Here is a 14,943-nt window from a genome sequence, read left to right on the forward strand (position 1 = left end):
GTATATGATTAATAAATAAAAAAAGCCTCCTAGATTAATTCTAGGAGGCTTTTTTATTTATTATTTAAGCTTTTAATAATTCATATTGTGTTGTGTAAAGGTGACAGTAGCCACCACCTTGGGCGATAAGCTCATCATGTGTACCCATTTCAAGGATCTTACCATCTTGAATGTAGATAATTTTATCTGAGTTCTTGATAGTAGAAAGTCTATGAGCGATAACAAATGAAGTTCTACCTTTAAGGAGCTCATCAAGCCCTTGTTGAAGAAGTACTTCAGTCTGACTATCAATACTTGAAGTTGCTTCATCTAAGATAAGAATCTTAGGATTTGCAAGAAGTGCACGGGCGAATGAGATAAGCTGTCTTTGACCTACAGAAAGTCTATCACCACGTTCATTAACTACTGTTTCGTAACCTTGTTCAAAGCTCATAATGAAGTCATGGGCTTTAACAACTTTTGCTGCAGCGATAACTTCTTCATCTGTTGCATCTAAGTTACCGTAGCGGATGTTATCCATGATGGTACCTGAGAAGATGAATGAGTCTTGCATCATGATCCCCATTTGCCCACGAAGTGACTTAAGGGTTACTTGACTGATATCATGACCATCGATAAGGATACGACCGTCATTAATATTGTAGAAGCGGCTAATAAGGTTGATGATGGTTGTTTTACCTGAACCCGTTGGTCCAACAATGGCAACACGTTCACCAGGTTTAGCTGTGAAACTTACACCTTTAAGAATCATTTCATCATCTTCATAAGCAAATTTAACATCTTCGAATTCTACAAGGCCGTTAATTTGAGGAAGCTCAGTTGCACCAGGTGCATCTTGAACAGTTGGTTCTTCATCCATAAGTTCGAAGATACGCTCAAGGTTTGCCATAGCATTGATGATTGTGTTATAGAAGTTACCAAGGTTTGTGATAGGACCCCAGAAACGCCACACATAAGCAACAAAGGCAACAAGTAAACCAACAGTGATATTATCTACAAAGATAAATACTGCACTACCATATACAAGGGCAACAGTTAAAGTTGCTACGTTATCCATAATAGGCCATACAAGGAAGTTAAGTTTAACAGCACCAAGCCAAGCGTTGCTGTATTCTTCACATACGTGCTCATTAACACGCATACTTTCTTCTTCGTGAGCAAAGGCTTGAGTAACGCGCATGCCATTAATACTTTCACTTACATAAGCGTTCATATTAGATTGCTTTGTACTAAGCTTTTGATGTGCTTTTCTTTGAAGGGCTTTAAGTGGGTACATGAAAGCCATAAGAATAGGAACACCGATTAAACTTACCCAAGCAAGTCTAGCATCTAATACAAACATAAAGACCATAGTAAGAATAATACTAAAGATATCTGCTACTAAATTGACAAAACCGTTACTTAATAAATCACTTAAAGAGTTAATGTAGTTTACAACTCTTACTAAAATTTTGCCGTGAGGTCTAGTATCATAATATGTAAAAGGAAGTCTTTGTAAGTTCACAAAGAGGTCATGACGCATATCGATAAGAATGTCTTGCCCTACGCGTCCCATTGTTTTAATACGATTTTGCATAATCCAACTGATACCAATCAATGAAAGGATGAAAAGTACAGTTGCACCTGTAAGACCTGCAATATTTTTATTTGGAATATAGTCATCGAGTGCTACTTTAATAATATAAGGACCAAGTAGGCCTAGTATACTTGAAATAACCATGAGGAACATACAGAAGAAGATTGGTTTGTTGTATGGTCTCATATAGTCATAAAGGCGTTTTACATGGTACATGCTAAACCCTTGTTCTAATGTTTCGTCTTGATCGAAGGTATTACGTGCCATTTAGTTCGCCTCCTTTTGTGTAAAATCAGCAAGTTCTTGATCAAAGTCACCAAATTGTGTTTCAAATACTTTGTAGTAATGACCTTTAAGTGCCATAAGTTCATCATGTGTGCCTTGCTCAATAACACGGCCACGTCTAAGAACTAAAATAAGGTCAGCAGCTTTAACTGAAGAAATACGGTGAGCAATAATGAACGTTGTACGTTTGCGTGTTGTTTCATTAAGCTTTTGTTGAATACGCATCTCTGTTTCCATGTCTAGAGCTGAAGTTGTATCATCTAAGATTAAAACTGAAGGATCTTTGATGAGTGCACGAGCAAGCGCAATACGTTGTCTTTGACCACCAGAAAGGCCTACACCACGTTCACCAACAACAGTGTCATATCCTTCTGGCATACTACGGATAAAGCTATCTGCTTCTGCCATAGCAGCAAATTGTTGAATTTGGTTAGATGAAGCTCTTGGTACTCCGTAGCGGATGTTGGCTTCAATTGTATCAGAGAAGAGGAATACCTCTTGCATAGCCATGGCAATACTTTCACGAAGCTTTTTAAGACTATAGCTACGAATATCTTTTCCATCGATTAATACTTGACCGCTTACAGGTTCGTAGAAACGACAGATTAAGTTGATTAAAGTAGATTTACCAGCACCAGTATGGCCGATAATACCTATTGTTTGACCAGGCTTTGCTTTAAAGGAAACTTTTCTAAGTGCATCTGTATCTTCAAAGCTGAAAGATACATTTTTGAACTCTATTTCTCCTTTAATACGCTCAGGTTCTTGTGCATCTTCTTGGTTTTGAATCTTAGATTCTGTAGCAAGAAGCTCACGGATTTTTTTAGAACTTGCAATGAAACGTTGTGTATCATTGATAAGGTATCCTGCAGAACGCATTGGGTTATTAAGTGCCCAAAGAAGTCCATTGAATGCCATTAAGTCACCGATAGTCATTTGATCTTGAATAACTAAGATTCCCCCAATAAAGATCATAACAACTGTTAGGAAGCTTGCTAAGAATTCTAAAATAGGAATATAGTGTTGAGTGACCTCAATGGTGTCCATATTTGCTTCCTTATAAAAGGCATTTTGTCTATTAAATTTTTCAATCTCATAGTCTTCTTTAGAGAAGGCTTTAACAATACGATTTCCACTAATGTTTTCTTGAACGACTGAGTTTAATCTTGAATAAGCTTCACGTGCTTTGTGGAAAGTAGGTCCGATACGTCTACTCATCTTTTCTGTAAAGAATGCAATAAATGGGCATACAATGAGCATAGCGATTGTTAAAGTTGGATTAATAAACCACATGCAAAGTAAGCCGAATACAAATACACTTACGTTATTTAAAATATTATAGATAACCCATGCGATAAAGTGTCTGAGGAGATCTGTATCCCCAGTAATACGTGCCATAAGGTCACCTGTTTTCATCTGTTTGTAAAAGTCTACGTCTAGAGTAAGAAGCTTATCGAATAAGTCTTTTCTAATACGTATTAAGATGTTTTGAGAAATACGCTCAAAACTCATCTGATAAGTATATGCTACTATGTTTTTAACAAGAGCAGTAACGATAGTGATGAGCAAGATAGGTATAAGGATATTGGTTTCTCCACCCTCTAATACCCTATCTACAATAATCCCACCGAGAATAGGATTGATCATACTGATTAAAGCTGCTACAAGTACAAGTACTAAGCAAAAGCCATATTTGAACTTATAGTCTTTAAGGTATCCCCATATCCACTTAAATGTCTCCATAATGTCCCTCCTAATAGGTGATTTCAAACTAACACTCTTCATTATATAAAGATTAAAGAAAATAAAAATGTATTATATTAACCTATTGATGGATTTTCTTATAATGGTATACAATAGAAGTAACGATATTTAAAAGAGAGTAGAAGAGGTTTGCTATGTTAATTCCTATACAGTGTATTGATTCGTTCAACCCACATGTTCTATTTATTATAAATGCAGTAACCAATAAAGATAATTTATATCCTACAACTTACCATGATCATGATTTTGTAGAATTATCAATTGTAACATCAGGACAAGTGAACTATTTAATAGAGGACAAGAAATACGTACTTAAAAAGGATGATGTAATGGTATTTAACCCAGGCGTACATCATCAAGCATTATTAGATGCAAATACAACATGTACAGAGCTACATATAGGTATAGGGAACTTACACATAGATTGTACATCCCCTAACTATATGAAATCTTTGAACTGGCCGCCTATTGTATCTATACAAAAATATAAAAATGAATTTATGGAGTGTTGTAATGAAATTGAACAAGAGCAACGCTTAAGACCTTTAGGACATAGCTTTGTCTTAAAGGCATTAGTGATGAAGCTTATCCTTATTATCTATAGGGAAATGGATGAATGCAGTTCACCAACATCATTACAAGCTTCTCAATTTGCAAACCGTGATAAGAAGGTAATTGTTCAAAGCTTGATTGATTACATGCGTTCTTATTACATGGAAGACATTTCTCTTGATAATATTTCTAAAAACATGTATTTAAGTCCAGTTTATATTTCTAAAATTTTCAAAGAAGAAACGGGAACTTCACCTATTAATTATCTGATTCAAATTAGATTAGAGAAAGCAAAAGAAATATTAGAAAAACATGATATGCCTATTAATTTAGTAGCAAAATCTGTAGGTTATGACGATGCTTACTACTTCAGTAAGCTATTTAAAAAGTACTATGGAAGCGCTCCTTCTGCATATATTAAACAAAAGAGAAATCAAATCAAAGAATAAATTGTTTAAAATAAATAATATTTATTGAAAAAATTAGAAAAATATATTGAAATGGTACGAATATCCATATATAATAATAGTAACGATACCGGAACTGATTCCAGTGTCTATTCCAGGAGGTGAGGCATTGCCTAAAAAGAAACTCATTTTTCTAGGAAGTACTGTTATTGTAGCAATATTAGTTGGTGCATTTATATGGAAGGTGATGACGCCTAAAAAAGTAGAAACAGCTTACAAGAACTATGAAGGTCGTGTGTTTTATGAGATTTTTGTAAGGGCATTTAACGATTCTAACAATGATGGAATTGGAGATTTAAAAGGCATAACAGCTAAGCTAGACTATTTGGAGGATTTAGGTATAAGAGGACTTTGGCTTATGCCAATTACAAAGGCAACAAGTTACCATGGATATGATACGGAAGATTACTATCAGATTGATGAAGACTATGGAACACTAGAGGATTTGAAAGAGTTAATTAAAGAAGCACATAAACGTGATATTAAAGTTGTAATGGATCTAGTCATTAATCATACATCTAGCCAACATCCCTATTTTAAAGAGGCAAGTAAAGATGAAAAGAGTGCTTACAGAGATTACTACATATGGACCACAGATATGAGTAAGGAGTTTGAAAGATCCCCAATGGCAACAATGGCATGGGCAAGAAATGGAACAAAGCAAGAACTGTACTATGCAATGTTTGATAAGGGTATGCCAGAGCTCAATTACGATAATCCTAAGGTTGAAGAAGAGATGAAGCAAGTGGCTAAATACTATCTAGATATGGATATTGATGGATTCAGGTTGGATGCAGCTAAGTGGATCTATAACGAGAAGGAAAAAAATATCGATTTTTGGAACCGATTTCAAGAGTATGTCCATGAACAAAGTCCAGAAGCAATCTTAATAGGAGAAGTATGGGATGCGCCTTACAACATCTGTGAATATGCAGGTGTATTAGATTCTTTCTTTGATTTTAATGTAGGTGAAAGTATTTTAAATGGTATTAATAATGGAAGTCTATCCAATGTAGTCTATAACTACAAAATGATAGAAGAGATGTATAAGGAGGAAAAGGCAAGTTTTGTCCTTGCACCGTTCCTTACCAATCATGATCAAAATAGAGTAATGAATATATTAAGAGAAGACACAGACAAAATGAAAGTAGCAGCTGCTATTTATCTGACTCTACCAGGTACACCTTTTGTATATTATGGTGAGGAGATAGGCATGACAGGTGCTAAACCAGATGAGCATATAAGAGAGCCATTTATATGGAGTGGAACAGATAGGGAGCAAAATACGACTTGGATAGATTCTACTAATGATGTAGCAAAAGTGGCTTTAGATACTCAAATAGAAGATAGTGGGTCGCTTTATCATTTATATAGGGAAATTATTCATTTACGAAATACTTATCAAGCATTAAGTATTGGGGATATAGAAGAGGTAAAGACACCTAATGGTAAAGTATTTGCAATGAAAAGGGCTTATGAGAATGAAGTAATTTACATAGTAGCAAACTTGAATAATGAACAGCAGGAGGTAATACTTGATGAAGGTACTTATAAGGCTTTATTTTCAAGTTTAAATGACCAAGGACAATTAGACACTCAATATAACAACCAAGTGACATTAAAGACAGGCGAGATATTAATAGTATTAAAGCAAAATTAAGCAATCTATTTATCTGCTGTAGAAGCCTTCAAGGCTTTTATATAATAAAAACGAATACTAGGGGGTTATTTTAATGAGTAAAAGAATAAAGTTCGCAGCTGCAATGACAGCTATGATTTTAACAACAGGTACAATGTTTGGATGTAGTAGTGCACCAGCAACGACAGATACACCAACAACTGAGCCAACTAAAACTGAAGAAACGGCTAAGACAGAAGAACCAGCTAAAACTGAAGAGTCAACTGAAAAACAAACACTTACAGTATGGTCTCATCTTACTTCACCAGAAGTAACAGCTATTGGTGAACTTGCTAATAAGTGGGGAGAAGAAAATAATGTAGAAGTTAAAGTGTTAGAAGATCAATCTGATATGCAAGGTTTCTTACAAGCTGCAAATAGTAAAAATGGTCCAGACGTGATGTTTGGTTTACCACATGATAACTTAGGTACATTCCAAAAAGCTGGTTTACTTGCAGAAGTACCAGCAGGTAAGTTTGATAATAGTGCTTATGCATCACAAGCTATTGTTGATGCAGTTACAATCAATGGTACACAATATGCAGTACCTCTTGCTCAAGAAACAATTGGTCTTTTCTATAACAAAGACTTATGCAGTGAAGCACCAGAAACTTGGGATGATCTCATTGCAGTAGCTCAGGAAAAAGGCTTTATGTATAACGTAAATGACTTCTATCTTTCATATGGTATCGTAGCTGCAAACGGAGGTTATGTATTTAAAAATAATGCAGGAACACTTGATCCAACAGATATCGGTTTAGGAAATGATGGTGCGATTAAATCTTATCAATTCCTTCAAGATCTTATTACAAAATATAACTTTATGCCAGCAGACATCAATGATGATATTGCAAAAGGTGAATTCCTTTCAGGCAATACAGCATTCTATATTTCTGGTCCTTGGAATGTAGGAGCTGCAAAAGATGCAGGAATGAACTTTGGTATTGCACCACTTCCAAAGATGGGAACAAACCCAACACCTTCTTTCTTAGGCGTTCAAACAGCCTTTGTAAGTGCTAAATCAGAAAAGCAAGACCTTGCTTTTGAACTTGTTAAATATTTAAGTGAAAACTCAGGGGAAACACTTTATGATATGGGAAATAGAATTCCTGTTTTAACAAGTGTACTTAACAGTGATAAAGTATCTGCAGATGCATATACACAAGGTTTTGCAGCTCAAGCTGTTAATGCTAATCCAATGCCAAACATTCCAGAAGTTGCTGCTATGTGGGCACCAGCTGCTGATAACATTAAACTTTTAACAGCTGGTCAAATTGATGCTGCAACATGTGGTAAAACAATTGCAGATCAAATTGCAGTAGGTATTGCACAACAAAAATAAATAGGAAGATAAGAGGGGTTATTACACTAAGTGCTCTCCTCATAAGTAGATGGATGTAGTTAGTTGTGTGTGGAACTCCAACAGCTTCTTCTTCAATAGTACTAAGAATGTGTAAATTCGGTATGCTCAAGAACGCCACAAACTCGCATGCGCTCAGACATGTGGCTAAAACCCTTGATCATCCACTCATTAACGCATTCTAAGTACTACCTCAAGGAAGCTTAAGGAGCATCCACCCCCACCTACCTACATGATAAACGTACGAAGGAGAGCAGGATAAAGGTGTGATAACCCCTTTATTAGAAGAAAGGAAAAGGGCGAATAAGAAGTGCAATAGCCTTTTATTAAAAAAGAGGAAAACCAATAAGGGTGTAACGACCTCTTTATAAGAGGTGGAAGAAAGAAAAAAGATGCACAAGGTAAAAGAATGAAAAGGAAGAGTGTGGAGGGGGATTTTATGCGTAGACAAGGGCGAGCGCTTACGTTTAGGAAGAGTATGACAGGGTATAAATATTTAGCACCTGCTTTAATATCTATTTTTATTTTAACTTTTTTGCCAATAGTATATACTATTTATATCGCATTTACTGATTACACAATATATTCTCAAGGGGAATATAACTTTGTAGGGTTCCAGAACTTTGTTGATGCAATCAATGGGCCATTTAAGGATGTTTTCTTCCCTGTATTTGGATGGACAATTGTGTTTGCAGTAGTTTCAACAGCGGGATGTTTTATTATTGGTCTTATTTTGGCCTTATTATTAAGCAACAAAAATATAAAGGAAGCAGGGTTTTATAAGGGGATATTAATCTTACCTTGGGCACTTCCAGTTACTGTTGCCATTCTTTCATGGCAAGGATTATTTAACTCTAATTATGGCGCAATCAATTCAATGTTAATGACATTAAATATTATACAAGAACCTATTCAATGGCTGATTAGTCCGATGTGGGCGAGAATAGGTATTCTCATTGCAAATATTTGGCTAGGCTTCCCTTACATGATGAATGTATGTATGGGTGCTATTAGTGCTATTCCAGATGATTATTACGAGGCAGCACAAGTAGATGGAGCGAGCAAGTTGATGCAATTTGTTAAGATTACGTTACCTTCTATTGCACAAACAGCTTATCCACTTCTTATCTCATCTTTCGCATTCAACTTCAACAACTTCGGATCTGCATACCTTATTACAAAGGGTGGGCCAGCAAGACTGGGAAGCCAATTTGCAGGGCATACAGATATTTTAGCTTCAACAGTTTATAAACTATCAACTACCTTTGGTCGTTATGATATGGCGGCTACACTGAGCATTATTACATTCTTAGTAATAGGAACCATATCCTTTATTCAAATGAGGGCATCTGGCCAGTTTAAGGAGGTAGATTAACATGGAAGAAAGAATGAATGTAAAAACAATGAACGCTGTTCAAGAACAGGCAAAGTTCAAAAGTGAAATTTCAAAAAGAGATAGAATGGGTGCTTGGGCAAGCAGAATTATTATATGGGCAGTTATTCTAATTACCCTATTTCCTGTTATAGCAGTTGTATCTGCATCTATGGCAGGAGGAGAAGTATTTGTGCAAAAGACAATTTTCCCAAAGGTATGGACGTTATCAAACTACAAAGAGGTTATTCAAGATACCAACTTCTTACAGTGGATGAAGAACTCTCTTATTGTATGTACGACAGTAGCAGTTATCCAACTTTGTTTGGCAGTACCAGCTGCCTATGCTTTTTCAAAATTAAAATTCTTAGGACGTAGAAATGGTCTTATGACGTTAATGCTTCTTCAAATCTTCCCAACAACAATGGCTTTACCAGCTATATTAGGTATCGTTTATCGTTTTGGAGGAATGGATAAATTATGGGTACTTATCTTAATTATAAGTGGTGGAAACGCTTATAATATTTGGTTACTTAAAGGTTACATGGATGGCATTCCAAAAGAACTGAGTGAGGCTGCTTTAGTAGATGGTGCTTCTACATGGCAAGTGTTTACAAGGATTATCTTGCCACTTACAAGGAATATGCTTATTGTTATTTTCTTATTCTCATTTATTGCACCATACAGTGAATTTATTTACTCAGCAGCATTAATCAAAGACCCGTCCAACTTAACCTTACCATTAGGTATGGAACAATTTATTAAAGACAAGTTTGCAACAAACTGGTCTCAATATTCAGCCGCAGCTATTATGTCTTCTCTTCCAATTGTTGTGCTCTTTATGGCATCACAAAAATATATTGCAAAAGGTATAACAGCGGGCTCTGTAAAAGGGTGATAGATGTGAACATTAAAGATATAGCAAAATTATCGGGAGTGGGTGTGAGTACTGTTTCTAGGGTACTTAACAACCACCCTGATGTAAAAAAAGAAACAAGAGATAAAGTTTTAGAAGTGATTAAAGAATGTAACTATGTACCTAATAATAGTGCAAGAATCTTAAAGAGTAATAATATGAAGCATATTGGCGTGCTTGTAAAAGGTATCTTTAACCCATTTTTCTCTGAAATGTTAAAGATCATAGAAACTGGAATTAATGATATAGGTTACACCATGATTTTGCATCATTATGATACCAATAGTTTAGGAGGGAATGAGGGAGAAGTACTTATTTCTTTTATCAAGGAAAAGCGTCTACAAGGTGTCATTTGCCTAGGAGGTAATTTTTCAAAGATAGAGGAAGAGCGTTTTGAAGAGATAGAGATTCCTATTGTTTTGACTTCTGTAGATAGTCACATGAAGATTAATACAAAGCTCTTTTCTAGAGTATGTATAGATAATAAGAAAGCGGCTTATGAAGCCACAAAGTACCTCATTGAAAAAGGACATGAACATATTGCAATTATGCTAGGGGATGAATTTGATGCAGGTGTCAGTAACCGACGTGTAATGGGCTATATGGAGGCATTAGATGAATATCATATACCTATCAATAAAAATTATATTGTAATGGGAGGTTATGATTTTGAACCAGCCTATGAAAGTGCAAAGAAATTATTAACGGCATCGCCAGAGGTCACGGTACTATTTGCTATCTCAGATATTATGGCAATAGGTGCAGGGAAAGCAATGAGCGACTTAGGATTCACGGTAGGTAAAGAAATTTCATTATTAGGATTCGATGGTTTAAACATAGGCAAATATTATACCCCAGCGCTTACAACAATTGAGCAACCTGGAAAGCAAATGGCAGAAGATTGCATTGATCTATTAGTACAACTAATAGAAGAAAAAGAGGCTAATCAAAATATTATTTTGGAAACAAGATTAATTGAAAGAAAGTCTGTATGTAATTTGAAGGGGTGATAGGTATGGATAGAGGAAGTGGCATATTAATGCACATTTCATCTTTGCCGGAGTTATATGGAATAGGAACACTAGGAAAGTCAGCATACCTTTTTGCTGACTTTTTGAGACAAAGCGGACAAAAATATTGGCAGATACTCCCACTAGGTCACACAGGATATGGGGATTCTCCTTATCAATCCTTTTCTGCCTACGCAGGTAATCCTTATTTCATAGATTTAGCAACCTTATATCAAGATGGGCTTTTAACTAAAGAAGAATTAGAAGCACTAGATCCCGAAGAAAATAGTGAAAAAGCAGACTATGGAAAGCTTTTTAATACACGCTATCCAGTCTTAAAAAAGGCATACAAACGAGCTAAAGTAACATTACATGAAGAAATTGAAGGGTTTATAAGTAGGAATAAAGCTTGGCTAGACGAATATACTCTTTATATGGCTGTAAAAGAAGAAAAGGGAAATAAGAGTTGGTTGGAGTGGGATGAACCGATTAGGTTACGACAACCTGAAGCAATCAAGTATTATAAAGAAAAACTAAAAGAACAAATAGAATTTTGGGCATTTATTCAATATGAATTTTACAAACAATGGAATAAATTAAAGGCGTATGTTAATACTCTAGATATACAAATTATAGGGGATCTACCTATATATGTAGCAGTAGATAGTAGTGATGTGTGGGCACATCCAGAAGTTTTTAGATTAGACAAAGATCATAAACCTATAGTAGTAGCTGGTTGTCCTCCAGATGCTTTTACAGAGGATGGACAGTTATGGGGTAATCCTATATATGATTGGGATTACTTAGAGCGCACTGGGTATGCTTGGTGGATTAATAGAATGCAAGAGGCCAGTAAGCTTTATGATGTGATTCGTATTGATCATTTTAGAGGGTTTGAGTCCTATTGGGCAGTGCCTTATGGTGATCAAACAGCCAAAGGTGGCAAATGGGTAAAAGGGCCAGGTATTAAGCTATTTAATGCAATAGAGAAGGCTTTGGGTAAGCTTAATATTATAGCTGAAGATTTAGGGTTTATGACAGATGAAGTCCTGAAGTTTAGGGAAGAAACAGGGTATCCAGGTATGAAAGTTCTCCAATTTGGATTCGATATAGATGGTAAGAGTGATTATATTCCACATAATTGTGGCAAGAATTCAATTATGTACACAGGCACACATGATAACAACACAATAAGAGGATGGTTAGCATCTGCTGAAAATAAAGCACAAGCAGAACATGCTAAGAAGTATTTGAAACTAGATGAAAAAGAAACATATCACCTAGGATTTATAAGAGGAGCGTGGGCAAGTACATGTGTATTAGCGCTTACTCAAATGCAGGATGTATTAGGACTTGATGACAATGCACGTATGAATACACCGGGCACAATGGGCGGCAACTGGATATGGCGTATGAAAAAAGATGTGCTTACTGACGAGTTATCTATGCATATAAATGAAATAACAAAGCTTTACGGAAGGAGCTTAACATGATCGAAAAACAATCTATTAAAGAATATATGGAAATGTATTGTAAAATGACCTATGGAAAAACTGTAAAACATGCGACAACGGCTGAAGTTTGGAGTGCATTAAGTACAGCTATTATGAGTCAGATTGTAGATAGATGGTATGTTACGAATAAAGCCTATAAGTCACAAAAAATGGCTTTTTATATTTCAGCGGAATACTTAATGGGAAGAGCACTTGGAAATAACTTAATTAACTTACAAGAATACGATCAAGTTAAAGACTTACTTAAAGAACTCAACATCAATTTGAATGAAGTAGAAGAGATGGAGGAAGATGCAGCACTAGGAAATGGGGGCCTTGGAAGGCTTGCTGCTTGCTTTATGGACTCTAGTGCTACCATGCATTTACCTGTGCAAGGTTATGGCCTTAGATATCGTAATGGACTCTTTAAACAACGTTTCAAAAATGGGGAGCAAGTAGAAGAGGCTGATGAATGGCTTAAATATGGTGACCCTTGGAGTATAAGAAAAGATGCAGATATGGTTTATATTAACTTTTCAGATATGAAGGTTAAAGCTATTCCTTATGATGTACCGATTATTGGGTTTGGTGGGGCGACTATCAATACATTAAGGCTGTGGCAAGCAGAACCTTTATGTGAATTTGATTTTAACCTTTATAACAATCAACAGTATGATAAAGCCTTAGAGCAAAAGAATCGTACGGAGGATATTACAAGAGTACTTTACCCAAATGACTCTACAGAACAAGGAAAGTTATTAAGACTTAGACAGCAGTACTTTTTAGTGAGTGCATCTGTTCAAGATATGGTACGTGACTTTAAAAGACGTCATGGAAATGTTTTTGATGATTTTGCAAAATGGCATGCAGTTCAACTAAATGATACACACCCTGTACTTGCAATTCCAGAGTTTATACGTATCTTAGTAGATGAAGAAGGCGAAAGCTTTGAAAACGCACTAGGGACAGCAAGAAAGGTATTTGCTTATACGAACCATACGATTTTACAAGAAGCCTTAGAAAAATGGGATGCTTACTTGATGCAAAAGCTTTTCCCACGCATTTATCAAATTATAGAACAAATCGATGCTGCACTTGTACAAGAACTTAGAGAAAAGGGATACAGTGATGACCGCATCAATATGTATCACATTATCAAAGAGGGTAAAGTGCACATGGCACATATGGCAATCTACGTTGGTTTTGCAATCAATGGTGTTGCTAAGCTGCATACAGAAATTTTAAAGAATACAGAGCTCCATCATTGGTATGAGCTCTATCCTTATAAGTTCCAAAATAAGACCAATGGTATCACACCAAGAAGATGGCTGGTACTTGCAAATCAAGAGCTTTCAAGTCTAATCACAGAAAAGCTTGGAAGTAATGAATGGATGATGGATTTATCTTTACTTAAACAGCTTACAAAGTTTGTTGAAGATGATGAAGTATTAGAGCGCTTACAAAGTATCAAATACACAAAGAAATGTCAGTTAGCAGAGGCTATTAAAGCAAGAGAAGGGATAGAGATAGATCCAAATTCTCTTTTTGATGTTCAAGTTAAACGTTTACATGAGTATAAGAGGCAGCTCCTTAATGCCATGTATATTTTAGACTTATACTTTAGACTTAAGGAAAATCCAAACTTAGATATTCCCAAGGTAACCTTTATCTTTGGTGCTAAAGCCTTCCCAGGTTACTATAGAGCGAAGAGTGTTATTAAACTTATCTTAGCTATAGGAGATTTGATTAATAGGACACCAGAAGTTAAAGATAAGATACAAGTCGTGTTTGTAACGAACTATAGCGTATCTTATGCAGAGCGTATTATCCCAGCAGCAGACTTATCTAAGCAGATCTCAACAGCAGGTAAGGAAGCATCTGGTACAGGGAATATGAAGCTTATGCTTAATGGTGCCCCTACATTTGGCACTTATGATGGTGCAAATGTTGAGATTGTAGCAGAAAGTGGTGAGGAGAATAACTTCATCTTTGGCCTAAGAGTAGAAGATATTAATAACCTTAGAAATAACTACAATCCAAAAGAATACTATGACAAGAATCCTGATTTAAAACGTGTACTAGATGCCTTTGTAAATGGTACATTAGATCCCGCGAATACAGGATGCTTTAGAGACTTATACGAAGCACTATTAGTAGGTAAGAACTGGGAAAGACCAGATCAATACTATCTATTAGCTGATTTCAAAGCCTTCAAAGCAATGCAAGATAAAGTGTTTGAGTGTTATAAGGATAGAAGAAAATGGGCTCAAATGAGCTTGATGAATATTGCCAATAGCGGAGCATTTTCAAGTGATCGTACCATTATGCAATATGCAAGTGAAATCTGGGGTATTAGTCCTATAAGCTAAGATGTAAAAAAGGAGATATAAAACTAGCTAGCTAGTTTTATATCTCCTTTTTCCTTAGGTATAAGTCGGGACAATGTCCCTTTTTAAAATCGGGACATCTC

The 14,943-nt window shown here is 35.7% G+C and carries 10 protein-coding genes; 8 read left to right on the forward strand and 2 right to left on the reverse strand.

Going from position 1 to position 14,943, the window contains the following annotated elements:
* Positions 1 to 64: 64 nt before the first annotated feature.
* Both BN2390_RS03325 and BN2390_RS03330 read right to left on the reverse strand, forming a co-directional pair.
* Complete coding sequence (locus tag BN2390_RS03325) at positions 65 to 1,843, reverse strand: ABC transporter ATP-binding protein (RefSeq protein ID WP_053982929.1); 1,779 nt, start codon at positions 1,841 to 1,843, stop codon at positions 65 to 67.
* Positions 1,844 to 3,604: an ABC transporter ATP-binding protein gene (locus tag BN2390_RS03330; RefSeq protein ID WP_053982930.1), complete on the reverse strand. Its 1,761-nt coding sequence runs from the start codon at positions 3,602 to 3,604 to the stop codon at positions 1,844 to 1,846.
* A gap of 155 nt (positions 3,605 to 3,759) precedes the next feature.
* Between BN2390_RS03330 and BN2390_RS03335 the strand changes: the two genes are divergently transcribed.
* The 8 genes from BN2390_RS03335 (at position 3,760) to BN2390_RS03370 (ending at position 14,842) form a co-directional block, all read left to right on the forward strand.
* Positions 3,760 to 4,626 (forward strand): AraC family transcriptional regulator, encoded by an 867-nt coding sequence (locus tag BN2390_RS03335; protein ID WP_053982931.1) that lies wholly within the window; start codon positions 3,760 to 3,762, stop codon positions 4,624 to 4,626.
* 127 nt (positions 4,627 to 4,753) lie between these two features.
* Positions 4,754 to 6,304, forward strand: coding sequence for an alpha-amylase family glycosyl hydrolase (locus tag BN2390_RS03340; RefSeq protein ID WP_053982932.1), 1,551 nt, complete (start codon positions 4,754 to 4,756; stop codon positions 6,302 to 6,304).
* A 73-nt stretch (positions 6,305 to 6,377) separates the two neighbouring features.
* Positions 6,378 to 7,664 (forward strand): sugar ABC transporter substrate-binding protein, encoded by a 1,287-nt coding sequence (locus BN2390_RS03345; protein WP_053982933.1) that lies wholly within the window; start codon positions 6,378 to 6,380, stop codon positions 7,662 to 7,664.
* Between the two features lie 457 nt (positions 7,665 to 8,121).
* On the forward strand, positions 8,122 to 9,057 hold the full coding sequence (locus BN2390_RS03350; RefSeq protein WP_053982934.1) for a carbohydrate ABC transporter permease: 936 nt from the start codon (positions 8,122 to 8,124) through the stop codon (positions 9,055 to 9,057).
* A 1-nt stretch (position 9,058) separates the two neighbouring features.
* Positions 9,059 to 9,952, forward strand: coding sequence for a sugar ABC transporter permease (locus BN2390_RS03355; protein WP_053982935.1), 894 nt, complete (start codon positions 9,059 to 9,061; stop codon positions 9,950 to 9,952).
* A 5-nt stretch (positions 9,953 to 9,957) separates the two neighbouring features.
* The gene (locus tag BN2390_RS03360; protein ID WP_053982936.1) at positions 9,958 to 10,980 is read left to right on the forward strand and encodes a LacI family DNA-binding transcriptional regulator; all 1,023 of its coding nucleotides are present in this window, start codon (positions 9,958 to 9,960) and stop codon (positions 10,978 to 10,980) included.
* 5 nt (positions 10,981 to 10,985) lie between these two features.
* Complete coding sequence (gene malQ, locus BN2390_RS03365) at positions 10,986 to 12,473, forward strand: 4-alpha-glucanotransferase (RefSeq protein ID WP_053982937.1); 1,488 nt, start codon at positions 10,986 to 10,988, stop codon at positions 12,471 to 12,473.
* Positions 12,470 to 14,842: a glycogen/starch/alpha-glucan phosphorylase gene (locus BN2390_RS03370; RefSeq protein WP_053982938.1), complete on the forward strand. Its 2,373-nt coding sequence runs from the start codon at positions 12,470 to 12,472 to the stop codon at positions 14,840 to 14,842. Before malQ ends, BN2390_RS03370 begins: the two co-directional genes overlap by 4 nt.
* Positions 14,843 to 14,943 lie beyond the last annotated feature (101 nt).

The sequence above is a fragment of the Niameybacter massiliensis genome (assembly GCF_001282685.1).
Taxonomy (GTDB): Bacteria; Bacillota; Clostridia; order Lachnospirales; family Cellulosilyticaceae; genus Holtiella; species Holtiella tumoricola.

What these genes read in the sequence shown, in the direction of transcription:
- BN2390_RS03345 (WP_053982933.1), top strand. Translation starts at nt 6,378, where the DNA reads ATGAGTAAAAGAATAAAGTTCGCAGCTGCAATGACAGCTATGATTTTA.
- malQ (WP_053982937.1), top strand. Translation starts at nt 10,986, where the DNA reads ATGGATAGAGGAAGTGGCATATTAATGCACATTTCATCTTTGCCGGAG.
- BN2390_RS03325 (WP_053982929.1), bottom strand. Translation starts at nt 1,843, where the DNA reads ATGGCACGTAATACCTTCGATCAAGACGAAACATTAGAACAAGGGTTT.
- BN2390_RS03370 (WP_053982938.1), top strand. Translation starts at nt 12,470, where the DNA reads ATGATCGAAAAACAATCTATTAAAGAATATATGGAAATGTATTGTAAA.
- BN2390_RS03335 (WP_053982931.1), top strand. Translation starts at nt 3,760, where the DNA reads ATGTTAATTCCTATACAGTGTATTGATTCGTTCAACCCACATGTTCTA.
- BN2390_RS03330 (WP_053982930.1), bottom strand. Translation starts at nt 3,604, where the DNA reads ATGGAGACATTTAAGTGGATATGGGGATACCTTAAAGACTATAAGTTC.
- BN2390_RS03355 (WP_053982935.1), top strand. Translation starts at nt 9,059, where the DNA reads ATGGAAGAAAGAATGAATGTAAAAACAATGAACGCTGTTCAAGAACAG.
- BN2390_RS03350 (WP_053982934.1), top strand. Translation starts at nt 8,122, where the DNA reads ATGCGTAGACAAGGGCGAGCGCTTACGTTTAGGAAGAGTATGACAGGG.